This window comes from Bradyrhizobium sp. WSM4874 (genome assembly GCF_055811835.1).
The window spans coordinates 117,057-142,580 of record NZ_JBVVPR010000001.1 but is presented as its reverse complement, the minus strand read 5'-3'; the positions used below and the strand labels follow the sequence as shown (position 1 = coordinate 142,580).

Below are 25,524 nucleotides of genomic sequence, written 5' to 3'. Positions count from 1 at the left end.
CGCATCATACTTGTGCAAAGGCTCCCAATGGCGCTCGGCTCGGCCAGACGCCACATTTTGCACTAGCGATCGGAACCAGTTTGATAAGGCTTGCGCCCGGCCACATTTCGCCCGACTTTCTGCTCTCGACATAAAATTGACGATGGAGAACGGCGTCCCCCTATGACGATCACACAAAGCAAGAAAATTTCCGCGTGTCCTAGCTGGCTCGAACTGAGCGAGGACCGCAGGAGCTTCGTCTATCTCGAGGATCGAGCCGAGATAATTCGAAAGATCTTTGAACTTTCGATTGGCGGGTTGGGCAGCTACGCAATAACCAACTTTCTCGAGAAGCAGGGCATCCCTCCGTTCGGATCATCGCTCAAATGGGACCACACCACGATAGATAGCATGCTCCGCAACCGCGCGGTCTTAGGGGAGTATCAGCCGAAGAGTTATGCCGGCGGGCGAAGCAAGGGGATTCCGACGGGTCCGCCCGTGCCGGACTACTATCCCGCCGTGATAGACGAAGATACCTTCCAAAAAGCTCAGGCCGCCCGCCAACAAAATTTGATGACCGGCCGCGGGCGAAAAGGGAAATGATCTAGCAACCCTGTTCGATGGACTTGCCACATGCGCATACTGCGGGAGCGAAGTCCGGTTTCTTAGTAGTCACCCTTATAAGAGCCTAGCCTGTGCGAAGGTGCTCGACGAAGGCGGCTGCACGAGAACGGCATGGTCCTACCAAGATTTCGAAGCAAACGTTTTACAGTTTTTGGCCCACCCTGCGCTTCTGGAAGCAGCGGAGCCTTCGCGGAAGGACGAGCTTCGAAATCTCGTTGGAGACATCGTCCGCTTGGGCGACGATGGCGACCCTTACGTCCTTCGTTACTCCATCGCCCTAAGTCTCAGAAAGATCGTGACGCGGCTTACGCTTTCAAGCAGCGGGTCTACCCCCGGGAATCGTCTGGCGAATGCAGCCGTTCGACGCGACGTCAAAGGACGATTCTACGAGCTGCGTTTGTGGGACGGTGACATCTACAGGGGCATCTCAACGAGCTGAGTTGAGGCCTACGGCCGTTTCGAGGTCTCTTCTATCACTATGATGAAGTCACAAGCGACCGACAAGGCAACATCTTTTTGGGTCGAAGCGACCGGCGTTCCTACGTTCGTTCCACCCGCATTCCACAATCATCATGGCCGGCCCAGCCCAGGCCGAGACGCGTAGCCTAGAAATCGTCGAGAGACGTTTCGGCTCAACCGCGCTGCAGGGAACGCAATCTTAGGTTGTCCTAATCTGCGGGGCACCAATGGAAAAACCCCCAGCAGTTTTCTGCCGAGAGCCTTTGGATGTAAGGTCGTTAGACCGAACTCACCAGTTGCGCTGAGCGCAGAGGAGATGGTGAACGTGTCCTGATCCTTCAGCTCGTAGGTCGTCGCCGGCTTGGCCGATGCGGGACCGCAGAGGGTGCCCTTAGCCAAGCTACCGAACTGCGCCTAGCCGTAGGGATCGTAGACCGCGGAGTTCCAGTACGGATCCCAGGTGGTGTAACCGCTACCGAAGCTCCAGGTCTTGACCCTCTCGTTCCGGCTCTCGCGCGGGCGCGTCCAAGCACGAGCCGCGCGCCAGCAAGGGCGAAACGGACGCTCCGGGAGCGCCGATCGAGTAACTGCTGCCCCCATCGCGGTGACCATTGAGCCGCTTCAAGACGGCTGCATTCGCGTCGACAAGATGAGCGCACCACGACTCGTTGCCTGGTTGGCGGCTTCGGCAACCTTTGCTACGACTGCTTGTGACAGCACCTTTCATTATTCAAATCGGTCCGAAGTGGTAGACCCGAATGGTTGAGAAAATCGACAGAGCGATGACCAATTTTGTTTGGAACATCATCGAAATTCGATCCCAATTAGGCGACATTCATACCGCTTGGGCTGGTTTATTGGATCTTACCGAGCCTCAGTGGCTCATGCTGATGGCGATAGTCGAATTGGAGAAGGGGCGCGGGGTCGCTGGGACTGAGATTGCGAATAAGCTGCGCGTGCACCCTGCCTTTGTGACCAATCAGACAAAGAACCTTGAAAAGGCCGGCTTCCTTATCCGTCGGCGAGCCGACGACGCACGCTTCGTGCTGATGTCGCTGACTGCAAACGCGACAGATGCAATCAACAAGCTTTCGAAAAGGCAGGCTGCCCTGAACTCCACGATGTTCAACGACGTAAGTGAAAAGAAACTGGCCGAGCTGAACGCTGCGCTTGCAACAATAGCAAAGAACGCGCGGCTGGCCGCAAGACTCCTGGCTATCGAGGTCTCGTGATCTTTTGCTCAACACCCCCCCGGCGGGTGGGGGCCCGACGTGGTCAATGGTATCCTGCTCTAGCAATTGCGACGAGCTCAGCATGACCGGTAAGAGCCGCATCGTGAGGGCGGCTAAAGGTTACTCGTTCATTTTCACAGCGTTTCGTTTCGAACAGCTGCGGCTCTTGGCCATCTTGGCTGCGGGGTGCGTTCGTCACGCCCCAGGAACCTCGTCAGGAACAGCACCAGCTCGATCACGTCCGAACGCAAATACACTTGCCTCCATCCATGCTCGCATTGTTTTCTGCGCTTCTAAGTCGTTGCCTATATGGTGGGGCTGCCTGCCTTCTAAAATGTAGAAGCCGAATGGGAAAATAATCGCGAGCCGTCCCCTCTTACAGCGAAGCTACTCCTCCAAGTGCAAGCTCAAGCGACACCGCACAATGCAATGATGCAGATCCCGCAATAGTTCGAGCGTTCGCAATGTTCCTACCTCACCGAACGCCAGCTTGACCGAAGCATCAAAGGCGCTCCTGCTCTTATCCAACTTATGAAGCTCTTTGCGGGCCTTTTCCGTGAGCGTGAGGCAGATTACCCGTTTATCAGATTTGGAGTTGCTTTTTTGCAGCAATCCTCGGGCCGCCAAAATCCTAGATTGCGCAGTGACATACGTGCTCTCGACGCTGAGCAACTCTGCGACAGCTTTGACAGGCATACCCAACTCGTCATCCGCATCCGAGATAATGAGCAGGATGGTCCATTGCGAGGCGGTTAGACCAAGCTTGCTTGCCCAATTGGCCTGAACCTCGGCCATGGAAGCACCTATGGACCTGATCAATCTGCTGATCTGTTCTGAAACAGCAGCCGCTCCCGTCTCTTTCGTTGGCCAGCGTGTCATTGACCCCTGTGCAAGTACCTGCGTAGCAAATGACCCCCGGCGGTTTCCCGCCGAGGGCCTTGGGTATCAGGTCCGTAGACTGAACTTACCAGTTGCGCTGAGCGCGAAGCAGAAGCTGCAGGGAGTTCTGGTCCTTGATCTCATAGGTAGCGGCCGGCTTGGCGATGCCGAGAGCGGCCGGCGCCGCAAAGGTGGTGCCGGAAGCGAACTTCTGGTCGAGCATGACGTAGGCAAGGTCAGCCGAGAAGGTCAGGTTCTTGACCGGGGTCCAGCGGGTGATCACACCGACGACAGCGTAGTTGAAGTCGGGGCTGCAACCGGCGAAACCAGTCGAGAGCAAACCACCCACACCACTGCAGATGTTAAACTTGGCATTATTATTATAACGGACTGCAGCCCAAGCACCATAAAGGCCGGAGTTCCAGTATGGATCCCAGTTGTGGGTATAACCACCGCGGAAGCCGTACGTCGTGGTCAGTTCCTGCTGGCCACCGGTGACGAATGTGGAGTCTGTCACAGCGCCGACGCCGATGCTCTGGTAGACGCCGGGCAAGCCCGAGCCGCCATACATCGCGTAGTTGGTCGCCATCAGGTCCTGGAAGTTGTAGCGGCTGAGCCGAGATAATCGAAAGATCTTTGAACTTTCGATTGGCGGGTTGGGCAGCTACGCAATAACGAACTTTCTGGAGAAACAGGGCATTCCCCCGTTCGGATCATCGCGCAAATGGGACCACACCACGATAGATAGCATGCTTCGCAACCGCGCCGTCTTAGGGGAGTATCAGCCGAAGAGTTATGCCGGCGGCCGAAGCAAGGGAATTCCGAATGGTCCGCCCGTGCCGGATTACTATCCGGCCGTAATAGACGAAGATACCTTCCAAAAAGCTCAGGCCGCCCGGCAGCAAAATCTGATCACCAGCCGCGGGCGAAAGGGCAACAATTTAGCAAATCTGTTCGACGATCTTACCACATGCGCTTACTGCGGGAGCAAAGTCCGGTTTCTTAGTAGTCACCCTTACAAGAGCCTGGTCTGTGCGAAGGTGCTCGATGAAAACGGGTGCACGCGGACGGCATGGTCCTACCAAGATTTCGAAGCAAACGTTTGGCAGTTTTTGGCCCACCCTGCGCTCCTGGACTCAGCCGAGCCCTCGCGGAAGGACGAGCTTCGAAATCTGGTTGGAGACATCGTCCGCTTGGGTGACGACGGCGACCTTTACGTCACTCGTTACTCCATCGCCCTAAGTCTCAGAAAGATCGTGACGCAGCTCACGCTTTCAAGCAGCGGGTCTACTCCGGGGAATCGTCTGGCGGATGCAGCTGTTCGACGCGACGTCAAAGGACGATTCTACGAGCTGCGTTTGTGGGACGGCGCCATCTACAGGGGCATCTCAACTACCTGAGTTGAGGCCAATGGCCGTTTCAAAGTCTCTTTTACCACTATGATGAAGTCACAAGCGACTGACAAGGCAACATCTTTTTGGCTCGAAGCGACCGCCTTCCTACGTTCTGTTCCGCCCGCATTCCACAATCATCATGGCCGGCCCAGCCCATGCCGAGACGCTTAGCCTAGAAATCGTCGAGAGACGATTCGGCTCACCGCGCTGCGGGGAGAGCAGGCTTAGCTGTCCTGCTCAGCCTGATGCCCCTCAGCGAGACCTCGTCACTGCCACCGAACGCAAAAACCCCCGGCAGTTTCCCGCCGAGGGCTCTTGGAGGTTAGGTCCTTAGTGCCAAACTTACCAGTTCCGCTGAGCGCGGAGCAGCAGGGTCAGCGAGTCCTGATCCTTCAGCTCGTAGAATGCGGCCGGCTTGGCAACCGCGAAGTTGCTTCCCGCGGCCACGACGCCAGCGTACTTCTGGTCGACGTGCGTCCAGTTGAAGTCAGCCGAGAACGTCAGGTTCTTGACCGGGGTCCAGCGGGTGATCAAGCCCACCTGACCGACGTTGAAGTCCGGGTTACACGAGGTCAACCCTGCGACCGCCGTGAAGACACCGGTGGGACCGCAGAGGAAGGTCTTGGCACCGCCGCCAAACTGAGCTGCAGCGTAAGCACCGTAGATTGCGGTGTTCCAGTATGGATCCCAGTTGTGGGTGTAGGCACCGCGGAAGCCCCAAGTCTTGATGGACTCCTGCTGGCCGCCATTGATAAACACGGTGTCCGGAGCGCTCACAGCAGCGACGCTGCCGTAAGCACCGGCGCCCGAGGTGCCGTACATGACGTACGAGCTACCCGCCAGGTTCTGGAAGTTGTAGCGGGTCGCGCCGTCCGTGTAGACGCCCGAAATGTTGATCACGTCACCCGCACCAGTCGGGATGTTCTTGATCGACAGAGCGAGTTGAACCGCCCAACCCCACTTGTCGTCGGGGTGGCCAGTCGGCTCGGTCGCACCGTAGTAGGCAACGTGGTTGTCATGCGCAGCAACCGACGCCTGGAACAGACCCCAAGCCTGGTCGACACGCACCATACCGACGAGGTTCGGAGAACGCGTACCGCCGATGGCGTTGGCACCCACCGCACCAAGGGTAAGCCCGGCGATAGCACCCGCACCACCAGGCGCACCGATGCTGCTCAGATTGAGGTTGCCGGCATCATAGTAAGCCGCCCTATCTTCCGCCGAGAACGACGCCGTGATGCCCTGACCGAAGTCAGCGGTGTAGGTGAACTGGTTGACACCAGTGACCGTGCCGCTGCCGCCGACGAGGCTGTCGATGTTGTTACCAGGATAGTTGGTCCAGGGCGCGTCGAACTGCGACACGGCCTTACCCATCGTGAACCCAGCGAACTGGATGAAGGCATAGTACACGCCGAGCGAGCCGCCCGAGGTACCACCGTCGGTCGGGTTGATCGTCGTGCCAACCAGCGCCGGGGTCGCACCAGCGTTATTGATGGCCACCGTGCTGGAATAGGCAGTGCCGCCGAAGCCGGAGCCGGTGCCCTGATAGCTGCCGGTGGTCCAGGAGAAGGTCGCATCGAAGAACGTGCGAACGACGCCGTATTCGGTGGCAGTACGCGTGTCGATGTTGAGATCTTCACGAGCGCGCCAAGTGTAGTAGTTGCTCAGGCGGTTACGCGCACCACCGGGAGACCCGTTGGAAATGCCGTAGACGCTGTTGGTGCCCAGCGCGACTTCAGCGCGCAGGTAACCACCCAGCTTGATGCAGGTGTCAGTGCCCGGGATGTAGTAGAACCCAGCACCATAGAGCGAACAGATCTTCACGTATTCGACCGCCTTGGCCTTTACGGGAAGATCAGCCGCTTGTGCTCCACCAACGGCGAGCAGAGCTGCCGCGGAACCGAGCAAAAGGCCCTTGAACTTCATGTTAAACCTCCAAGTTGAAGCCCCGTACAATCCCTCGTACAAAGGCCGTTGAGCTACCCGCGAAAAGACGTTGGAAATCAACGCATCCTCGTAACGATGGTCTACTTAAGCGAACCACCTAAGACGGGACGACCTCGGGATGCCCCCCTCCGTCGCACTCACGATATGAGGCAAAGACCTCCGATCAATCAATGACAGAGTGCCTCGGATGAGGTCGGAATGGCGCGTTTTTGGACGGATGTTGCACAAATATCACTTTTTGCTGAACATGGGCAGCGGCCTAGTACCTTGTTATTGCTTAGAAATTTGCCTGACATTCACAAAGTCGGTCAGGGAACCATTTCCTGCGGATCGGGTTCTCCCCAGCCTTGGCGCTTGGGCTCAAGGGATCACGTGGCAGAATCATTCATCCCAGGCGCCGTGCAAGCATGTGAATGAGCGAGAGCTTCGGCTTAGTGCACGGTGAGCAGATGCAGTCTGCACAGATTCGGGATCAGCGCTCTTGAGCGACGCGCGGACGGAGCGTCTGACAGCGCTTTGCCGTATCCGGCGCGGACTGCTCGCCTTTTTTAGGTCTAGGATTGCTACCGGGTTTTCCTTGGACTGGCTACATATCCAGAGGAACGGACAGACCAAACCCGGACGTACAAAGTGTACTGGCCATGAGCTTTGTTCAGCCCAGCTTGTTCCATTCCCTCCCCCTCTCTCGCTGATGACTGAGACGAGCAGACATCTTGTCCGAAGGCGCGCGTCGTCACCAGTTGCACAGATGCTACCACCCACGAGTCGGGAAGCAGCGTCTTTTCTCGGTTGCGTGCAATGAAGTACTTGGCAGCCCCTTCGCCAGCCTGCATCGTGCGCCACAGGACGACACCGGTGAAGACAAGACGACGCTCAGAACTCGATCATAAGCTCACGATGAATGTCGATCCCGCTTAGGCCCGCTGGATCGTTGAGCAAGTCGTGCGACGTCCGGATCAACGTCGTAAACAGACCTCCGCTCGAAAGGCCAAATACGCATGTTGTGGACCAACCCGTTCTGCCACAGGACGCCCGCAGGTGATTAGCTTAATCAAAAAAACGACGGGTGCCTCGCTATCGGGGGCACCCGTACAAGTTAGTTAACGAAGCTCAATTTACTTGGCGATCGCTGCTTGGGCGGCAGCGATCTTCGCTTTCACAGCCTCAAGATTAAAACTCGCGCCCTTCTGCATCGGCGGAAACTCGATCGCAGTCATCGCCAGCTTTTCAACCTGTTGTTGGACAAATACGAAGCGCCAGAATTCGTATTTGAACCAATCGAAATATTGCTGCGCGCCCTCCTTGGTCCCATTGTTCGGCCAGCCCGTGCGCTCAAACGGATCGAGGCGGAGGTTGGTTATGTAGGGTACGTCGGGCTTGCTTTTGTCACCCAGCCAGCCCCCGGGCTGGTCGATGAAACGAAACTTGTAGTCATCGATGCGAACCGCGCCGAGTTCGCTTTCGCCGAAGTACCAGATCTCGTGCCTTTTCGACGGCCCCTGACCGGTGATCATATCCATCTGGTTGTAACCATCGAGATGGCATTTGAACGTGGCGTCGCCGATCTGTTTTCCCTTCTTCAATTCTTCCGCAATGTTGGGATTGCCCGCGGCTGCAAGAAGTGTCGGGAACCAGTCGAGGCCGGAGATCATGCCATTTTCCACCCTGCCCGCCGGCACTTTGCCGGGCCACCGGATCATTGCTGGCGCGCGGAAGCCGCCTTCCATCACCGTGCCTTTGCTCTGCGCGAAAGGCGTCTGTCCGCCGTCAGGCCAGGTGAACACTTCGGTGCCGTTGTCGGTCGTGAAGATGACGATGGTGTTGTCGTCGACCCCCATGTCCTTGAGCTTCTTCATAACGATACCGACGTCATCGTCGAGTTGCGCCATGCCGGCTTCATGGATCGTCCAGCCGTTCTTGGAGTTGCGTAACGCCTGATATTTCGGCGACAGATGGGTGACGATGTGCATGCGGGTCGGGTTGAGCCACAGGAAAAACGGCTTGTTCTCAGCCTTGGCCTTATCGATGAAAGCCAGCGAGAAGTCGCGAATTTCGTCGTCCACAGTTTCCATTCGCTTCGGATAGAGCGTTCCGGCGTCCTCGATCTTTTGCTTGCCTACCCTGCCCCAGCGTGGATCTACCGTCGCGTCGTCAACGCTGGTGGCATATGAATGAATCATGTTCCGCGGACCGACGGTGTTCAGCAAATCCTGCGGATAGGCGGGATGAGCTGGATCTTCCATCGCGTCGAGATGATAGAGGTAGCCGAAGAATTCGTCGAAGCCGTGAACGGTTGGCAAGAACTCGTTCTTATCACCGAGATGATTTTTCCCGAATTGGCCGGTCGCGTAGCCCATTCCTTTTAGCGCCTGAGCGATCGTTACCGCCTGAGCCGGCAGACCAGTGGGAGCGCCGGCTTGCCCAACCGTAGTCATACCGGTGCGGATCGGCAGCTCGCCAGTGATGAAGTTGGCGCGGCCGGCCGTACAACTCGCCTCGGCGTAGTAGTCGGTGAACAGCATGCCCTCGGCGGCGATCTTGTCCAAATTCGGAGTCCGGCCGGCCATCATGCCGCGGTGATAAGCGCCAAGATTCCAGATGCCGATGTCGTCGCCCATGATGACGACGATGTTGGGCTTCTGTCCGGCAGACGCAGCTGCGGGCGCTGTCGTTGCCTGCTGCGCCTGGGCAGGGTTCGTCAACCCGACGGCTGCGAGTGCGGAGGCCGCGACCAGAGAGCTGCCGCTCAACAGCAACTCGCGGCGTTTCAATCCTGCGCTGCTCGGCCCGCTAGAGAGCTCTGACTTCTCGGACGCCTTTTTGTCGCTCATGACAGTCCTTTTTCCTGTTCGCGGTGGCTAACGGGCTTTAACTCAACCCAACGAATATCGCGCAGGGCACATCAGATCTTGCGATCCGACACGCTGATGCCGACGCCGCACTTTGACTGTGTTTCCAGCGATCGACTATGCACAAACGGCAGCCGCTTCGAACGCACGCATATGCGTTTTGGACTCAACTTCGACAGTCGCGGCATGTCAGCTAAGAGCCAAGGACGAATGCGACACCGCACTGTTGGCGGCCGAGGGATCAACCTGAGCGCCGCCACACGCTAAAAACGTTAGCCTCCCTCTACAAGGGAGGCAGCACACTGGAAAATACCTAGACCGAGAAACATTTTGCTCGTCGAGAACGCTAAGATGAACCGACACGAGCGTTGCAATAGCGCTTACATCGAGAAGCATCTGAGACATCGGCAGATGGCAAGCTAGGCAACGGCCTTTTACATCAGGATTTCGTCCTGGAGATACACCGGAATCCAACATGGCTCGCCGAAGTATCGATCGGCTCGGCGTGACGGGCTGCCGGGCGATACCGTCGGCAGTAGTTCGGCGCGCACAGATGCGAGCCTCCCTTAAGCACTCTCCGGGGAATGCTGATGTTTGGGGTACGTGGGTCGTAGCTTTCGTCTTCGGCGCCGCCGCGGGGATTCTGCGGAATGCAACAAGCCTTCGGCGCATCGGCGTCGTGCTTCGGCGAATACCAATCGGCCGTCCACTCCCAGACATTCCCAATCATGTCGTAGAGGCCGTAGCCATTCGGTGGAAACGCGGTCACCGGCGAGGTACGTTCGAAGCCATCGGCTAAAAGGTTCTCATGCGGGAAGTTACCCTGCCAGGTGTTTGCCATGTGTTTGCCAGCAGGCGTCAGTTCGTCTCCCCACGCGAACTCCGCCTCGCTCAATCCGCCTCGCGCGGCGAATTCCCACTCGGCTTCGGTTGGCAGATCCTTCCCGGCCCATTTTGCGTATGCGTCCACGTCGCGTAATGCGACGTGGACGACGGGATGATCTTCGAGGCCACGGATATTGCTGTGGCGTCCGTACGGCCGCCGCCAGTTGGCGCCGAAGTCGAAGGTCCACCACTCACCCCAGTAACGCAGATCCACCGCCTCTTTGGGCGGAGTGAAGACAAGGGAGCCAGCTTTGAGCATCTGCGGCAATGCGTTCGGATAATCCTTCGCTTCAGGAGTTATCTGGGCGAAGGTGACGTAGCCGGTCGCGTTGATAAAGTCGCGGAACTGGCGATTGGTTACAGGGGTCCGGTCCATCCAAAAACCGTCCACGGTGACGCGGTGGGCGGGAGCTTCTTCCGGATAATGCTTGTCCGAGCCCATCCGAAACGTACCGCCTGGTACGCGCACCATCTCTGGATGCGGCGGGTCTTCAAGGGGGCGCCTGAGATCAGACTGGCGGGCAGAATTCATGTGACTTCCGTCTTGACGGTCACTTCAGCAGCAGAATGCGCACCCTGCGCCGTGCGCACTATGCGAATTCGGCAAAATCCGTAAACCCCGAAGAGAAAAGAAAGCCTTAGCTACGAACTCGAAAGGCCAGGATTACCAATCCCGCGCCCTGAATGAGGAGCAGCGCACCAAAGACAACCGGCACGGCCAATGCGGCTGCGATGGGAGACCCTAGTAGCAGAAGACCGACCAGGCCGTTGATCGCTCCCAAGATAAGCGGCCCGATGCCGCCACCCTTGAGGCCGGCAATGATCTGCAGAGTGCCCATGAGAAGTCCTTGAACGCCGAGAATGAGCACCAGCACCGTCGGCACAGTCAGGGCAGCAACGAGCGGGTGTCGCAGAACGAAAAGACCTGCGAGAACGCCAACCACTCCGCTGAGCAACGACCATATCCATGGCGTTGAGCGATCGATAAAAACTTGGACGAACGCAAGCAAGCCCGTTATGAGCCAGTAAAATCCCAAAAACGTTGTGAGCGCGAGGATCGTCGCGCTGGGTTGGGTGACAAGCATAAGGCCTAGGATGACGCCGGCAAACCCTTGCAGGAGGAAAACCCACCAGATGCTGGACTGCTGTGGCAGGACGGCGATGTTGGTCATGACCTAAGCTCCCGAGATTTGCTAGTTGTTGGCCGGCGGCAGCCTCAGCTTCTCCATCGCCTGTTCGACAGAGAACGAACCAGGTCGTTGCCGAGGCGGAAATTGCGCGAAAGTCGCCAGATGCTGCCCGACAACTAGCTGCGCGGGCATGACCACGAACGCATGCTCGATAAACCATCGGACATAGTCGCCGGATTCATGTTGGGCCCGCTCGAACGGATCGGAGCGCAAGTTGAACAGCATGGGAAGGCGGAGCTGAATCATCGGTTGTTGCCAAACGCTGAAACCTTCGGCCTTCTGCTCGAGAAAGACTGCTTTCCATTGCTCGAAGCGGAGCCCGGCGAGGTCGCCGTCATCGGTCCAGTAAAAGAATTCCCGACGTTTGTCGGGACCTTTTCCCGCCAGCAGGTCGCGCTGGTCATAGCCGTCAAGATGAACCTTGAAGTTTTGGCCCGCCGCCTCATAGCCTTGAAGCAGCTTTTCCTTGATGGCGGGCTCGCCGGCCGCAGCGATCAGTGTCATCGCCCAATCCTCGGCGGAGAAAATCTCGTTGATTTCCGTTTTCGCCGGGACGAAGCCGGGCCAACGGATCATCGCGGGGACCCGGTAGCCGCCCTCCCAATTGGTGTTCTTCTCGCCTTTGAACGGCGTGGTTCCACCATCAGGCCAGCTGAAAGTTTCAGCGCCATTGTCGGTCGTGTAGACGACGATCGTGTTGTTAGAAATGCCGAGATCGTCGAGTTTCTTCAGCAACTGGCCGACCTGCCCGTCGTGTTCGACCATACCATCGGGGTAGATGCCCAAACCCGTCTTGCCTTGCGATTCCTTCTTAAGGCGCGTCCAGATATGCATGCGGCTGGGATTGAACCAAACGAAGAACGGTTTCTTGTCCCGATTGGCGCGATCGATGAAATCTGTCGATGCCTTTAGAAATTCCTCATCAATCGTCTCCATGCGCTTCTTGGTAAGAGGACCGGTGTCCTCACACTGCTGTTTGCCAAGAGGTCCAAATCGGGGATCGTCGCCGGGCGTCGCAGTTGCCGTAGCAAAACACTTCATGACTCCGCGCGGACCGAATTTCGCCCGGAACGATGGATTAGCCGGATAATCCGCATGCTCTGGTTCATCCTCGGCATTTAGATGATAAAGATTTCCAAAAAACTCATCGAAGCCGTGCACGGTCGGCAGAAATTCGTTGCGGTCACCTAGATGGTTCTTGCCGAATTGTGCGGTTGCGTAACCCTGCGGTTTCAAGAGCTCCGCGATCGTTGGATCTTTCGCGGAGAGCCCTTCCTTGGCTGCAGGCAGCCCAACTTTCAAAAGGCCCGTGCGGAGCGGGCTCTGCCCGGTGATGAAAGCAGCACGACCGGCTGTACAGGACTGTTGCCCATAATAGTCGGTGAAAATTGCGCCCTCGTTGGCGATACGATCGATGTTGGGCGTCCGATATCCCATCATACCTCGGTTGTAAGCACTGATATTCCAGTAACCGATGTCGTCAGCCATAATAACGAGAATGTTGGGCTTCTGCGGCTGTTGCGCTCGAACAGAAGTGTTGACGGCGGCCAAGGTGGTGAGTGCGATCAGGCTTGGTCGGATGATCTTGCTGAAGCCCATTCTACGTCCTGTGATTCCTGGAATTTCTGGAACATGCGGCCGGCCCTTCGCGGCCGGCCGCTAATTGTGTTTCAATCGAGCACTAACCGTTCGCTAATCGCTCCGTCCAGCAGTCTTGGCCTGCTTGAGCTGCTGGATAACCTGGTCGAGGTTGTAGCTTGCAGGATCCTGGAGCGGCGGATATTCGACGTAGGTCTCCAATTCCTTCAGCCACAGCGTCTGACCGATGGGCAACATGTTCCAGTCGTAAACGTAGGCCGTCGAAGGTGAGCCGATCGTGCCACCCTGGCCCATGAGGGTCTTGAACTGCGCACCGATCGACGTCTCGAACGGATCTCGCTTGATATTGACGACCTGTGCCCAGTGGTAGGGAAGCGCGCCAGCAATAAAGCCGGATGGAGCGTCAGATACCATCGTGAAGTAGATCTTCCAGTTCTTGTACCGAACCGCCGAGGGGTCCTTGCCGGAATAGTAGAAGAATGTGTCGCGCGCAGACTTTTCCGAACGTCCGGAGAGGTACTCGGTCTGATCGACGCCATCCAAGGTCGTCTTGACGATGCCGGGATATTGCCCGGCCTCGATGCGCTTCTTCAAACCATCACCCTTGGCGCCGCCCGCAATATTGATAAGCGTCGGCATCCAATCCAGCGACGCAAAAATATCGTTCTTGATCGTGCCTGGCTTGATCACTCCCGGCCAACGGATAAGTGCAGGTGCACGCATGCCGCCTTCCCAAGTGCTAAGCTTGCCGCCCTTGAATGGGGTAGTGCCGCCGTCCGGGAAGGTGATGGTTTCGGCGCCATTGTCGGTCGTGAACACGACGATCGTATTGTCGAGCTGGCCCATGTCCTCGAGCTTCTTAAGCACAGTGCCGATGTTATCATCCAGCTGCTTCATGCCGGCTTCGTTAAGGCCCCAATCCTTGCCGCCGGCTTCGCCAATCATGCCCGCGTACTTCTCATTCAGCACGGTCGTAATGTGCATGCGTGCCGGATTGTACCAGGCGAAGAAGGGTTTGTTGGTTTTCTTCGGGTCATTGCGATCGAGGAAGTCAACGACCTTCGCCGAGATTTCCTCGTCGACGCTCTTCGAGCGCTCAAGCGTCAGGGGACCTTGATCGCTGCACGTCATGTTCTTTGCGGTGCCATCGGACGATTTGCACGACAAGACTGGTCGCGGCGGTGTCAGGCAAACTGGTGACGTTTTCGGATCAACCGCACCATTTACCTCCTGCAACCCAGGTATCGGCGTGTTCTTGCACGGCGGAGCAACGGTCTGTTGAGTAGGAGACTTGTTGAGGTCCGGGAAGCTCACGCCTTGCATCGCGTCGAGATGATACAAATAGCCCCAGAATTCCTGAAATCCATGCGCGGTCGGCAATGCATCGGTATGGTCGCCGAGATGGTTTTTGCCAAATTCGCCGGTATTATAGCCGAGATCCAGCAGGAATTTTGCGAGTGCCGGTGTGCCGGGTCGTAGATAGGACGGGCTGCCAGGCAACTGCGGAGGAATCATACCTGTGCGCAACGGATGCATTCCAGTGAAGAAAGCGTTCCTTCCGGCCGTGCAACTTTGCTCGGCATAGTAATGCGTGAAGATCGCACCCTCGTTGCCGATGCGGTCGATATTGGGTGTCTCGCCAACCATCAATCCGCGATGATAAATGCTTGGCTGGTATAGTCCAATGTCGTCGCCCATGATGAAGAGGATGTTGGGCTTTCCGGCTGGTGCCTGTGCGAAGGCAGGCAGGGAGATTACCGGCAGACTGACTGCCGCCAAGGCGGTTGCTGACACCAGCATACGTTTGAAGTTTCTAGTGATCTTCATAACTCCGGCTCCTAGCTGTCACGATACTTGATCGGCAGACTTCTCGAAGTCTGTGGGGTGCAGAAGCGAAGAGGAGCTGCCCCACTCACAGGGCTCCGCTCTCCGTGGAGGTTAGTCTGTCCGAAGTTTCTTCGATCGCGCTATGCGAATTCGGCACAGCGCTTGAATTACTCCTCCTTGCTGGAGACGCGGCGCAACGTTGATGACGGCGTCTCTCCGAAGACGTCGCGGTAAGCCACCGCGAAGCGCCCGAGTTCGGTAAAGTGATGATTTCGCGCAATCTCTGAAACACTGGCTGATGCCGGATCGGCGCAACGCAATGCTGATCGCGCCCTATTCAATCGCTGCAACAGGTAGTAACGGCTTGGACTAACGCCCAGAAATTCGGCGCAGCAAAGTCGCAAGGTGCGCTCCGGCACCCCGATTGTGGTGCAGAGCTCCGACAGATTCAAATGAGGCTCTTTTTGTCGAGCCAAGCAGTCCTCGAAACCAACCATAATGTCCGAGTGGCGCCGCCTGGAGTTCGAGGGTCTACCCCCATTCTTGATCGACAGGCATTTGACAAGCGCGCTGAGCAACTCGCGCTCAAGCGAGGCGGCGCCCGCTGTTGAGAATACTTCTCCCACCAGTTCAGCGAGATCGCACAGCTTCGAAACGATGGCAAGAAACGCTGCGGTGGCGTCGTGTGCAGGCATGACGTCACAGGATTCTGATGGCACTCTGATACTTTCGCCGATCAACCTTCTGCTGCATGCGGTAAGCTCGTCTGGCGGCAGAGATATAAGGCACCACTCGGCTCCTCCAGTCGTGCGCTGGTGTGCTCGCTGTTCAAGGGAATGGAACACCAGGTCGCCGAAGTTCAAGGCCACGCCGCAATAGACCATGCTCCGCGTCCGGCTTGTCGAAAACGAGATATGCACATGGGCCGACGGCAAGGCGATAAAGGCGATGCGGGGAAGGTTCTCTCTTCCTCTCAGCACGTGCAGGCGACCAATTTTCAAGTGGGTCAATTGCCCCTTGAACTCTCCATTACCTGTTACAAAAAGCTCGACCTTTTCTGCTCCAATCGCCGCACCGTAGGCATCGGGACTAACGAAGATCGCCGTTCCGTTCTGGATCATCCGAATCGTCTCGTTCGAGATGGCCGCCACCGCCGCGAGCCCAGCCGGGCTACAGCATGGTAGATTGGCAACGACCTGCCTATGCAGCTTCGGAAGCCGATTGTGCTTCGTCGCGACTTTTTGGTGCCCTGAGAGCTCCGCTACGCGACTCGCGCTTTACTCCGAGTGTCGCGCCGGTACATCAACCACGCACAGTTTGTTGTTTTTGCCGATTTTGCATAGCTTAAGGCCGAACCGCAGATAGCATAGGATAAGCATGTATCGAGGAGCGGGCAGATGCGGCGTGATCGTTCGATCAGGGACTTCCAGCTCGGTACCGGTGCGATCTGTGCGATGCTGATCCTCACGAGCCAACAGTCCCGCGCCGACGAAAGCGGCATTTCGTTCTGGCTGCCTGGCCAGGTCAGCAGTCTGCCGGCAGTCCCGCAGGGCGCGCCGGGCTGGTCAATGGGAACCGTCTACTACCACACGAGTGTTGCAGCCTCCGGCTCCGTCGCTGCGGCAAGAGAGATTCAGGTCGGCAGATTGGCACCGACTGTCAATGTCAGCCTCAACGCGAGCCTGAATGCGCAAGCCGATCTCTTGTTGCTCAACCCAACCTACACTTTCGGCACGCCGGTCCTTGGTGGTCAGTTGGCGATGGGAGTAACCGGCATATTCGGCCGGTCAGCCGCGACCATTGACGGAACATTGACAGCTAACGTGGGAGGATTTGCGGCAACCCGGATGGGGAGTATCGGAGATTCAATCACGTCTGTCGGCGACCTCTATCCGATGATCACGCTCAAATGGAATTCGGGTGTCAACAATTACATGACGTATATAACGGGCGACATTCCCGTCGGCGCTTACGATCCAAGTCGCATCGCGAACCTTGGTATCGGCCACGGCGCGATCGATGCCGGCGGCGGCTACACCTATCTGAACCCGGCTTCCGGCGTGACGATTTCCGGAGTTGCAGGGTTTACCTACAATTTCAAGAACCCCGACACTCAGGTTCAAAGCGGGATCGATTTTCATTTCGACTGGAGCACAGCCCAATTTCTTACGAAACAGGCTTTTGTGGGCTTCGTTGGCTACGCCTATCAGCAAGTCTCAGATGATACTGGCGGTCATCCACTGCTTGGTGGCTTCAGATCCCGCGTTCTCGGCGTGGGGCCCCAATTGGGATACATCTTTCCCGTCGGCGACATGCAGGGGTACTTAAACATTAAAGCGTATGGGGAATTCAATGCGGCCAACCGGCCATCTGGTTGGAATACCTGGCTGACGTTTGCAATTTCCCCAACTGCGGCAATTGATGCGAAAGCGACCCGGCATCTCGTGACGAAGTAGGGCCGCAAAGCCGCCGAGGCCTTCGCCTCCCAACGCGCCTTCTACTTTCCTTCTAATCGCTCGATCGGACGGGCTTGGCCGCCATGCCGGAAGCGCTACCGGGCCGGCGAATTACACCCAACGGCCGGGGCCATCGCCAATTTGACGTTCGTGGCTGCAATCGCGCCTGATGCCGAATGAAGTGCAGATAGAATGCAGTGCAGATAGAATGAACCAGCAGTGTTTTCAGCGCGTATCGAAGGGAAAGATCACTTTCCAGTCTTTTTTCATATCGATCACCGTCCACCTATTCGTAGCAGCGGCGTCCAAAGCAATGTCGAGATGCCCGAAATGCGACTGCCGATCGTAGGCGTACTCGCGCACTGCGTCGGTGTGATGAACGATAGCCCCAAAGCGCAAGCCGTCGCTGATGGTAGTCCATTGAAGCATTTCGAGATCTCCGTCTGAGTTTCCGAATGCAGCAATTGGGCGGCGGCCTACGGCTTCGTTGATGCCGACGGGCTTGCCCGCCTTATCGTCGATGAAGTTCAACTCCGGCAAACGAAACAGCGTAGGAATTCCGTCGCGCATCTCGAATTTGGTCTTGATGGATGAGCCTACGACCTGGTCGGGAGGAACCCCGTAAACCTTATCTGTCCATGGACGCATGAACTCAACTCCACCGCCCGAGACGATAAAGGTCTTGAAGCCGTTCGCCCGCAGGTAAGAGAGCAACTCAAGCATTGGCTGGTAGACCAGATCAGTATATGGCCGCCGGAAGCGCGGATCGCGCGCGGAGCCGAGCCAATCCATTACTATTTTCGAGAACTCGTCAGTGGTCATCCCGGCATGGGTCTGCATGATCAGATCGAGGAGGCTCCGCTCGCTGAACCCCGCCAGTGCTTTCATGTCGCCCTCAAGAACCGACTGGAAAGGCTCGGTATATCGCCATTCCGGATGCAATGGCGCCAAAGCCTTTACCCGCTCGAGGGCGAATACCAATTGAACATACATTGGTTGCTCAACCCAAAGCGTGCCATCGTTGTCGAAGGTCGCGATACGTGCGGCGGGCGGCACATACTGGGAACTTCCGGACGTCGTAACTCGACGCACGAAATCGACGATGGCTTGTTTAGTCGAAGTATCGTTCCATGACGGCAATGGGTCATCTTGGGCAGACGCGCGCGGCAGCCAGCTGAGAGTCAGCGCCACGCACAGTATCGCGCCGGCAATGGCGCGCCAACATTTGCGCCTCATAGCTCACCTCCAAAAGCCAATTGATGACAGCAGCCGTCTAGTCAAAGCTTGATGGACTTGGATGCTCACCGTCTATGCAGTTTCGGCGAATCTTCGGAATACACGGGTTTACGAGCAATGAAGGAGGAAGCTCGACATTGCTCAACCTTTCCGAAATATGTCTCCCCTACGCGCGCGTTCACATGGAACTGCCGCAAAATCGAATGAATTAAATTTCTCCGGAATTGCATAGCGCGCCTGAGTGTTGAACTTCAGACTGCGGCAAGCCACTGCGATAAACCACCTCCAGGCACGATCGCTTTGGAGGCGAGGACAGCAACCACTCCATGGCCGACTGCAGGATTGTAGGATTGCTCATGATCACCGCCCGCTCGCTGGCTATCATTCTCATCCTTGAACATGCGCTGCCGTCAGTGGCCATCGCCAAAGACGGGCACGAACGCACCGTGACAATTCGCGATACTCGGTCCGCTCTGCGCGTGAGATCTAGCATGGTCGCTCGACAGGATCTGTTTGATCGGCGCAACCCAAATAACTTCCGCGTAGACTGGCCCAGCCCTCCTGCTCAACCCGGCCAATTCTGAGGGAGCAGAACTTTTTGATGAACTTCCTCATCCGTGAGGGTGATCAAGTCGGTCCTGTCGCACGCGATCTTGGGCCGCGTAGGTCGATGCCACGAAGCGAACCGAGTTGCAGACAGGCCATTTTATTGTGATCTCGACGCCGACAACCGGACTGCCTTAACACTTCAGAGAGGCCAACAATGCGCAAGATGCTCCTTGTCGTGACAACAATGCTTTTGGCGGAAAACTCGCATGCGAAGCGCAAACGGACCTCACCGCATATGCGGATGCTACAACGGCCTCGCCAAGAAGCATTACAATATAGCGAGATCAAAAGAGCTCGAGCATGAGGTGATCGTCTACTGCAAAGCAAGTCCTCAAATAGCATCATTGAGGCCATTGCCGTCATGCCCAAGCAAGAGCGGCTCTCGGCCGGATTCAAATGACATTGCTCTTGACCGCAATTTTTAAGCTTCACGATGTGGAGCACGTGGTCTTACGAGAGCCTTCATCCCCAGATTCCGCGTCAGAATTGGCCGGCAGAGAGAATTACCTTTCCGGTCGCCGGAATTGCATAGCCAAACGCACAACGCTCTTCCATGGTCGCCCCGAGTAACGGGACGCCTTCCGACAATTCTGGAAGCGAGACGTCCGAGAACGTTGACGAATAAGGGGGCGATATGACGAGCAAGACCAAGACCGCCGCGCTCGCAGGATTTTTGGGCGTTTCCATCGCGTTCACAGGCATCGCCAGCGCATTTGGGCAGGCAGGTCCATCATCGTCCCCAATCAAAACGATCGGCACCCCCAGCGCGCCTGCCAAACCCGAAATCGTCCCGTCCCTGTTCGTAATGAACTCCCGCGGTGCATCACTGCAGGGAGATAACTTGGTTCTGACTGGCGTCACGCCGAGCTCGATTATCTTCGCCGATCGCCCGATACGAGCTGCCGGTCACCAGGCCACCGCCGACGTGATTGCAGAATGGGGCGCAGGAGAGGACAGCTTCGCCAAGAACCCGCCCAATGCGACAGTGTCCGTTTTAGCGAAGGACGGCTCAGTGAAGGATGCAGTCGTGGTGCTGAAGAGCCCGAAGCTCGAGGGTGACAAGCTGACGTTCACCGTGCAGACGCTGGAAGGTGATCTCGCCGGCGCCGACGGAGCGGCAGCGATCTTCATCGATATTATCGGGCGACCGCTGACGCCGCTATCGTTTGCCGGAGTTGCTCGCCGTTCAGCATTCCGCGGCGCAATGTACGCGGGCGCTGTAGGGGCTGCCGCATATGGGGCGGCAGCTTATGCCGCCCCATATTATCGTTCCTATCCGCCCCCTCCGGCCTGCGGCTACTACCCTTACCCGCCTTGCTATTGAAGACGCACCTCCGAGAACAGACCCTCTTGCCTTCGGAGCTCGGCGCCCTTTGCCGCGGGCGCTCAATCCTGACAGCCGCTCGGCTTCCCCGAATGCTCCTCCAGAATTCCGTCGGTAAAACTTGGCGGCTTCAACTCATAAGGACCGGCTCATGTGGCGTTTGTCACGTATCGCTCTCCTCGCCACCACGACCGGCGCCGTTAGCGCATCGGCATCTGCTGCCGACCTCCCAAGTCGACTGGAGCCGCTCGCACCGGTCGCCTATGCGCCTGCGTTTTCATGGACAGGCTTCTACGTTGGTGGAGAGCTGGGGTGGATACAAACGAACCCCCAATACACGACCGGCGCACATTTGTTTGGGGCTCCATTCCTGCTCACATCCGGCTCGCGTAAGGATGGCCTGACATATGGAATTCTCACTGGCTATAACTACCAAGCGGGTCAGTTTGTGTTGGGCGTGGAAGGCGATTTTCAGGGATGGACGGTCGGCGTAATACGCTACACCGCCATCACCGGCGATTTCCTCACGGCGCATAGCAAATGGGGCGGCTCGATACGCGGCCGGCTCGGCTACGCTGCCGACCGCGCCCTGCTCTATGTGACGGGTGGAGCGGCGTTCGCATCCATCGAGACCTCGATTCCTTTTACCGGCATTTCGGTCGGCGGCGACGGCACGCGGGTGGGCTGGACGGCCGGCGCCGGAGTGGACTACGCCATCACAAACAACTGGTTCACAGGCCTCGAGTATCGCTACTCACAGTATCAATCCAGATCCTTGGTGTATCCGATACCGGTTCTCAATCTTGGCATCATTGGGCTTAAGCAAGAGCTGAGCAACAACCAGGTCACGGTTCGCCTTGGCTATAAGTTCTGAATCGCCTTCGACCCTTGGCTGAGCCCACATCGAGTAATTGCAGCAACGCGGGATTTCGTCATGCTCAAATGTCTGTTCACGCTGTTGCTCGTGGGGCTCGCCGCAGTGGTCGTATCACCTTCGGTTGCCCAGCAGCCGGCTCCCGGAGTTAGCGTGGGTACCCTCACGTGCAAAATGGCGCCTTCCATCGGCTTGATCTTTGGATCACGCCAGCGGATGGCATGCCGCTTCGCACCCAATGGCCCTTATCCGCAAGAAGCATATCTCGGCGTAATGGGCACTATCGGTATCGATATCGGGATCACGGCAGGCGGGGCGATGGCTTGGGGCGTCTTTGCCCCCACGGCAGGTCCACGACGCGGAGCGCTATCCGGCACTTATGTGGGCGCGAGTGGCGCCGTTGGCGTAGGCGTCGGGGTCGGCGCCAATCTGCTGTTCGGCGGAACGGGGCGTTCGATCGCCTTGCAGCCGCTCTCCCTCGAGGGCTCGGTCGGGATCAATTTGTCGCTTGGAGTTTCAAGCCTCACGCTTTCCTTAGCGCAATGAATTACAGACAAGGAGCATCCCTCAGTGTTCATCACGAGCCCGCAGCCATTTCAACGATGGCGCGGTTCGGAGCCAGTCATCAGAGGACGTATCGATGAGAATGACAGTCAGATTAATCATCATCCGTGGGGCTCTCCTGTGCCTGGCCATTTCGTCGGCTGGCAACGCGTCCGCGCAGACCGACGTGGGAAAGGCCCTTTTGGAAAAGCTGACCGCCAGGGTGGCAAAGCTTGAGAGCGCCTGCGCAAGCGAAATCAAGAAATACTGCAAATCGGTGACGCCTGGTGAAGGGCGCATGATTTATTGCATGCAAGCCCATGAAGACAAGATCAGCCCCAAATGCGCATTTGAACTCGGGGAAGCCGCGACAAGTGTGCAAACAACGGCAGACGTTCTGAAAGACGCTGTGATTGCGTGCAAAGCCGAGATAACCGGAACGTGTGGAAAAATAGTGCCCGGCCAAGGTCGAATTGCCGCTTGTCTGCTGTCTAATAAATCGACAGCCTCTGCGGGTTGCGTGGAAGCCATTCAGAGGGTCGAGACCATGTCGTCTCAATAGCACTTCGTCGATCAAAGCCTTATTGACCTGCCAGGTCGCTATCCCCATCAGCCTGACGGTCTCCCGAAGATCGCTGGCCCAAACAGCGCAGAAGGACTTCCGTGTCCGACAACGAACCGGAAGAAACGACCCGAGCTTTTTTTTGCTCTCGCACCGGACCGTTCGGGCTGTTCAGAATTCCAATGGCGCGAGACGAAACCGACTGTTTGACGATTAGACAAGTCAGTATTGGTTTGCTCGGAAGGGAAAACCGTGCCTACCCGGCACACGATCAATACACCTTTCCAAGAACCAGATTCTTAAGGCGCGCCAAGGCCCCGTAACACTCCGCCAATTCCAAAAGCTTCCGTCTTTGCGGTCCATCCTGCATGCTTGCGGCGTCTTGAATCAGGATTTGCGAGAGTTCGTCGCACTCCTCCACAGTCAGATGTTGATCTTCGATCGAGGGTCTGACGTTTATCGATGTGTTCACGCTGGCTACCCTTCTGGCGGTGCTCGCGATCAGGCCATCGAGGGGAAGCTTGCGCTACAACATGGGATAAACTTCGTTCATCTTTCTCGGTGGCGGTTCCCCGTGGAGCTACGTGCATGAGTTCTGAATGCTCGTTGCCGTGACAATGCCAGCTTTGCATATCCTGCGACGACCTATCCGGCCGATTGCCGCACCGCTCGGCGCGCTCACCGGCGCCCGGATGACGATGGACCGGCAGACCTGCGCTGCGCATCGGCTTCCGTCTGGCCGCTGGTGTCGCGCCGGTGTTCCGCTATCCGCTTGATGATGCCGCTCCGGATCAGCCGCCACTGCCAAATTGTGTGATGTTCGGCGCCGGCGGATTGGGATATCGCCTTGTCGTTGCCTTGTAGTCTTCGACAGTTTTGAGCGCCGGCCCCGACACCCAGCCAAACATCGCAGCCACAATGAGGTCCTCGTGAGGATCCATCTCAATGTTGAAAATCTTCGGGTAACCGGCCATTGGAGCACCGGCGGAGAACATTCCCGGCTGCCGCTGCGGGCCGATACCGGTGGGGTGAACGTCGGTAAAGTAAATGCGCCACTGCTTCCAGCGCGTGGCGACGAGCTCTCCTCCGATAAAGCTCAACATGCTTTCGCGACGACCCGTGGCCGCAGCGCCGATCAGGAGATCGAACTGATCGATGCCGTCAATCGCTCGGTCCGCTGGCATCGTGCCTCCCACGATATGTGAGAACGTCGGCAGGAAGTCCATGATGGAGAACATGGCGTATGTAGTCGTTCCCGGCCTGACCCTGCCAGGCCAGCGGATGATCGCCGCTGTCCGTATCGCTCCTTCGGTCACTTCGCCCAATTCACCGCGGAACGGCCCGGAACTGCCCATGTCGGGCGTCCCCTGATTGCCGTGTTCGCGCGCGGTTTGTCCTTGCGGGCCATTGTCGGAAGCAAAGACGACAATCGTGTTGTCCTCGAGTCCAAGTTCCTTGAGCGTGTCGAGAATCTCGCCGACGTGATAATCGCCTTCCATCAGCTTGTCGCCATAGTTACCAATCCGCGATTTGCCCTTGAATTGCTGAGAAGGCAGGTTCGGAAAGTGCCCCATGGAAAAGGGAAGGTAGAGGAAGAAGGGCATCGCGGCGGCTTTTTGACGCCGCATGAAATCGACTGATTTGTCCACCAGCTCATTGTCGATGTTGGCGCGCACCTCTTCGGTGAATGGCTTGACGGTCTGCAAGGACCCCTTAGCCTTCCCCTCGACGATATGGGGCCCTGCTCTCAGCAACGCATCATAAGGCTCGTCGATCGAATGCGTGAGAGCGATCGTTGCGGGGTATGTTGCTGCATCCCAGCTAATGTCAGGCGGAATACCGTAGAACTCGTCGAATCCGTGCGCCGTCGGCAGGCTTTGGGGGGCGCTTCCGAGATGCCATTTCCCAAAGATCGCGGTGGCATAACCCACGTTCTTGAACAATTCCCCCATCGTGAAGGCGTTTGCAGGAAGTGTATAGGGGCTGCCTTCAATGGCGATCAGCGAAAGCCCACTGCGAATCGAGTACTGGCCCGTCATAAGTGCCGCACGGGAGGGCGTGCAGGCCGGTTCGACCAAAAACTGCGTGAGACGGAGTCCCTCTTGGGCAAGCGCATCGAGGCGCGGCGTCGGAGCTCCGCGCAGCTGGCCTCCGCCGTACGATCCGAGGTCGCCGTAGCCGACATTGTCAGCCAGGATAAAGACGACGTTGGGCTTGTTGCGCTGCTGCGCAAACGCGGTCGTCGACCCCATTACGGCTAGTAGCGCCACACAGGACGTAAAGCGCAATCCAGCAGAGATCTTCATGGGAGCACCTTTCTGAGCCCGGACAATTGATCCTGTTTCCGCGTGAGAACTGAGCAGTGCACTAGGACCAGCGGTGCCGAAAGGCACCCGGGGCGATCAGTGCCATATCGTCTGTTGCGGTATACTCAAAACGCCGTGCTATCGCGCGAACCGGCTTCACCCAGCAGTACATCGGCTTGAAAGCGATTCGCCACGGCCGATGCCCTCGAATGCGTCCGCCGAACATGCTGCCCGCAAGCAGCGTTGATGCGAAAGTTGTTCGGCTGCTTGCGTACATCTGAAACCTCTCGCACTACGACGACACGACCTTACGAACGTTCGTTTGCGCGTCTATGCGATTTCGGCACGCGCCGGTCCATGCTCCGAACAAGTAAGCCCGGAGCTACGAGCGTCTGCTTGCCACAAAGTCTAATCAAGCAAGCACGCTCTTATCCGCCGGGAGGCGGATGAGCCGCTTAGAAATTCTTCCGGCCCCCGTTCATGCTTCAGATCCTATCGCGCCGGCATATCGCCCATCCTGGAAACGCATCCTGTGCAGGGCACACCCGCCGCCCTCAACCTCCGCATACTTCCCAGGAGCGCACTGGGTGATTGAACTTCTAGGCTTGGGCTGGTCCAAGTACCACACTCGCCCGCACTAAGCTGGGTCATGCGGATTCCGCTGGTTCTTTGCATCACGTTTATCTCCATACGATTTGGGCGGAGACACGACAGGACATCGACGCCGATTTGCGACCACAGCAAGCAATT

The 25,524-nt window shown here is 57.4% G+C and carries 19 protein-coding genes and 1 pseudogene; 9 read left to right on the top strand and 11 right to left on the bottom strand.

Translation table 11 applies throughout. From position 1 onward, the window contains the following. Positions 1 to 162: 162 nt before the first annotated feature. Positions 163 to 582 carry a recombinase family protein gene (locus AC0L3P_RS00685; protein ID WP_275168314.1) on the top strand — a complete coding sequence of 140 codons (420 nt, stop codon included), beginning with the start codon at positions 163 to 165 and terminating at the stop codon, positions 580 to 582. 1,238 nt (positions 583 to 1,820) lie between these two features. Further along, entirely contained in the window at positions 1,821 to 2,294 is a 474-nt protein-coding gene (locus tag AC0L3P_RS00680) for a MarR family winged helix-turn-helix transcriptional regulator (RefSeq protein WP_473300805.1), read from the top strand. A 387-nt stretch (positions 2,295 to 2,681) separates the two neighbouring features. Here AC0L3P_RS00680 and AC0L3P_RS00675 read toward each other — a convergent pair whose 3' ends face one another. Both AC0L3P_RS00675 and AC0L3P_RS00670 read right to left on the bottom strand, forming a co-directional pair. Continuing rightward, complete coding sequence (locus tag AC0L3P_RS00675) at positions 2,682 to 3,089, bottom strand: MarR family transcriptional regulator (RefSeq protein ID WP_473300804.1); 408 nt, start codon at positions 3,087 to 3,089, stop codon at positions 2,682 to 2,684. Positions 3,090 to 3,258: 169 nt separating this feature from the next. Continuing rightward, a pseudogene (locus tag AC0L3P_RS00670) lies at positions 3,259 to 3,786 on the bottom strand (porin); the annotation flags it as partial. Between AC0L3P_RS00670 and AC0L3P_RS00665 the strand changes: the two are divergent. Continuing rightward, entirely contained in the window at positions 3,785 to 4,573 is a 789-nt protein-coding gene (locus AC0L3P_RS00665; protein ID WP_473300883.1) for a recombinase family protein, read from the top strand. The pseudogene AC0L3P_RS00670 and the gene AC0L3P_RS00665 overlap by 2 nt on opposite strands. 336 nt (positions 4,574 to 4,909) lie before the next feature. On the opposite strand, the gene AC0L3P_RS00660 is transcribed toward AC0L3P_RS00665, so the two are convergent. From AC0L3P_RS00660 to AC0L3P_RS00630, 7 genes are all read right to left on the bottom strand, one after another. Further along, the gene (locus tag AC0L3P_RS00660; RefSeq protein WP_275168315.1) at positions 4,910 to 6,493 is read right to left on the bottom strand and encodes a porin; all 1,584 of its coding nucleotides are present in this window, start codon (positions 6,491 to 6,493) and stop codon (positions 4,910 to 4,912) included. Positions 6,494 to 7,629: 1,136 nt separating this feature from the next. Further along, positions 7,630 to 9,345: an arylsulfatase gene (locus AC0L3P_RS00655; RefSeq protein WP_275168316.1), complete on the bottom strand. Its 1,716-nt coding sequence runs from the start codon at positions 9,343 to 9,345 to the stop codon at positions 7,630 to 7,632. Positions 9,346 to 9,802: 457 nt separating this feature from the next. Beyond that, positions 9,803 to 10,780, bottom strand: a complete 978-nt coding sequence (locus AC0L3P_RS00650; RefSeq protein ID WP_275168317.1) for a formylglycine-generating enzyme family protein — start codon at positions 10,778 to 10,780, stop codon at positions 9,803 to 9,805. Positions 10,781 to 10,886: 106 nt separating this feature from the next. Beyond that, entirely contained in the window at positions 10,887 to 11,420 is a 534-nt protein-coding gene (locus AC0L3P_RS00645) for an HdeD family acid-resistance protein (protein WP_275168318.1), read from the bottom strand. Between the two features lie 21 nt (positions 11,421 to 11,441). Beyond that, entirely contained in the window at positions 11,442 to 13,037 is a 1,596-nt protein-coding gene (locus AC0L3P_RS00640) for an arylsulfatase (protein WP_275168319.1), read from the bottom strand. Between the two features lie 93 nt (positions 13,038 to 13,130). Next, positions 13,131 to 14,864 (bottom strand): arylsulfatase, encoded by a 1,734-nt coding sequence (locus AC0L3P_RS00635; protein ID WP_275168320.1) that lies wholly within the window; start codon positions 14,862 to 14,864, stop codon positions 13,131 to 13,133. A 167-nt stretch (positions 14,865 to 15,031) separates the two neighbouring features. Further along, the gene (locus tag AC0L3P_RS00630; RefSeq protein WP_354255032.1) at positions 15,032 to 15,985 is read right to left on the bottom strand and encodes a helix-turn-helix domain-containing protein; all 954 of its coding nucleotides are present in this window, start codon (positions 15,983 to 15,985) and stop codon (positions 15,032 to 15,034) included. A 276-nt stretch (positions 15,986 to 16,261) separates the two neighbouring features. On the opposite strand from AC0L3P_RS00630, the gene AC0L3P_RS00625 reads away from it, so the two are divergent. Next, positions 16,262 to 17,320 carry a SphA family protein gene (locus tag AC0L3P_RS00625; protein ID WP_473300803.1) on the top strand — a complete coding sequence of 353 codons (1,059 nt, stop codon included), beginning with the start codon at positions 16,262 to 16,264 and terminating at the stop codon, positions 17,318 to 17,320. A 225-nt stretch (positions 17,321 to 17,545) separates the two neighbouring features. On the opposite strand, the gene AC0L3P_RS00620 is transcribed toward AC0L3P_RS00625, so the two are convergent. Beyond that, positions 17,546 to 18,556 carry an HAD family hydrolase gene (locus AC0L3P_RS00620; protein WP_473300802.1) on the bottom strand — a complete coding sequence of 337 codons (1,011 nt, stop codon included), beginning with the start codon at positions 18,554 to 18,556 and terminating at the stop codon, positions 17,546 to 17,548. 356 nt (positions 18,557 to 18,912) lie between these two features. Between AC0L3P_RS00620 and AC0L3P_RS00615 the strand changes: the two genes are divergently transcribed. The 5 genes from AC0L3P_RS00615 to AC0L3P_RS00595 all read left to right on the top strand — a co-directional run bounded on the left by AC0L3P_RS00615 (position 18,913) and on the right by AC0L3P_RS00595 (position 22,468). Continuing rightward, the gene (locus AC0L3P_RS00615; protein WP_275168323.1) at positions 18,913 to 19,140 is read left to right on the top strand and encodes a hypothetical protein; all 228 of its coding nucleotides are present in this window, start codon (positions 18,913 to 18,915) and stop codon (positions 19,138 to 19,140) included. Between the two features lie 659 nt (positions 19,141 to 19,799). After that, complete coding sequence (locus AC0L3P_RS00610) at positions 19,800 to 20,489, top strand: hypothetical protein (RefSeq protein WP_473300801.1); 690 nt, start codon at positions 19,800 to 19,802, stop codon at positions 20,487 to 20,489. Positions 20,490 to 20,640: 151 nt separating this feature from the next. Further along, positions 20,641 to 21,363 (top strand): outer membrane protein, encoded by a 723-nt coding sequence (locus tag AC0L3P_RS00605; RefSeq protein WP_275168324.1) that lies wholly within the window; start codon positions 20,641 to 20,643, stop codon positions 21,361 to 21,363. Positions 21,364 to 21,423: 60 nt separating this feature from the next. Next, positions 21,424 to 21,909, top strand: a complete 486-nt coding sequence (locus AC0L3P_RS00600) for a DUF992 domain-containing protein (protein WP_275168325.1) — start codon at positions 21,424 to 21,426, stop codon at positions 21,907 to 21,909. A gap of 94 nt (positions 21,910 to 22,003) precedes the next feature. Then, positions 22,004 to 22,468, top strand: coding sequence for a cysteine rich repeat-containing protein (locus AC0L3P_RS00595; protein ID WP_275168326.1), 465 nt, complete (start codon positions 22,004 to 22,006; stop codon positions 22,466 to 22,468). A 791-nt stretch (positions 22,469 to 23,259) separates the two neighbouring features. Here AC0L3P_RS00595 and AC0L3P_RS00590 read toward each other — a convergent pair. Then, complete coding sequence (locus AC0L3P_RS00590; protein ID WP_275168327.1) at positions 23,260 to 24,774, bottom strand: arylsulfatase; 1,515 nt, start codon at positions 24,772 to 24,774, stop codon at positions 23,260 to 23,262. Between the last annotated feature and the right edge of the window lie 750 nt (positions 24,775 to 25,524).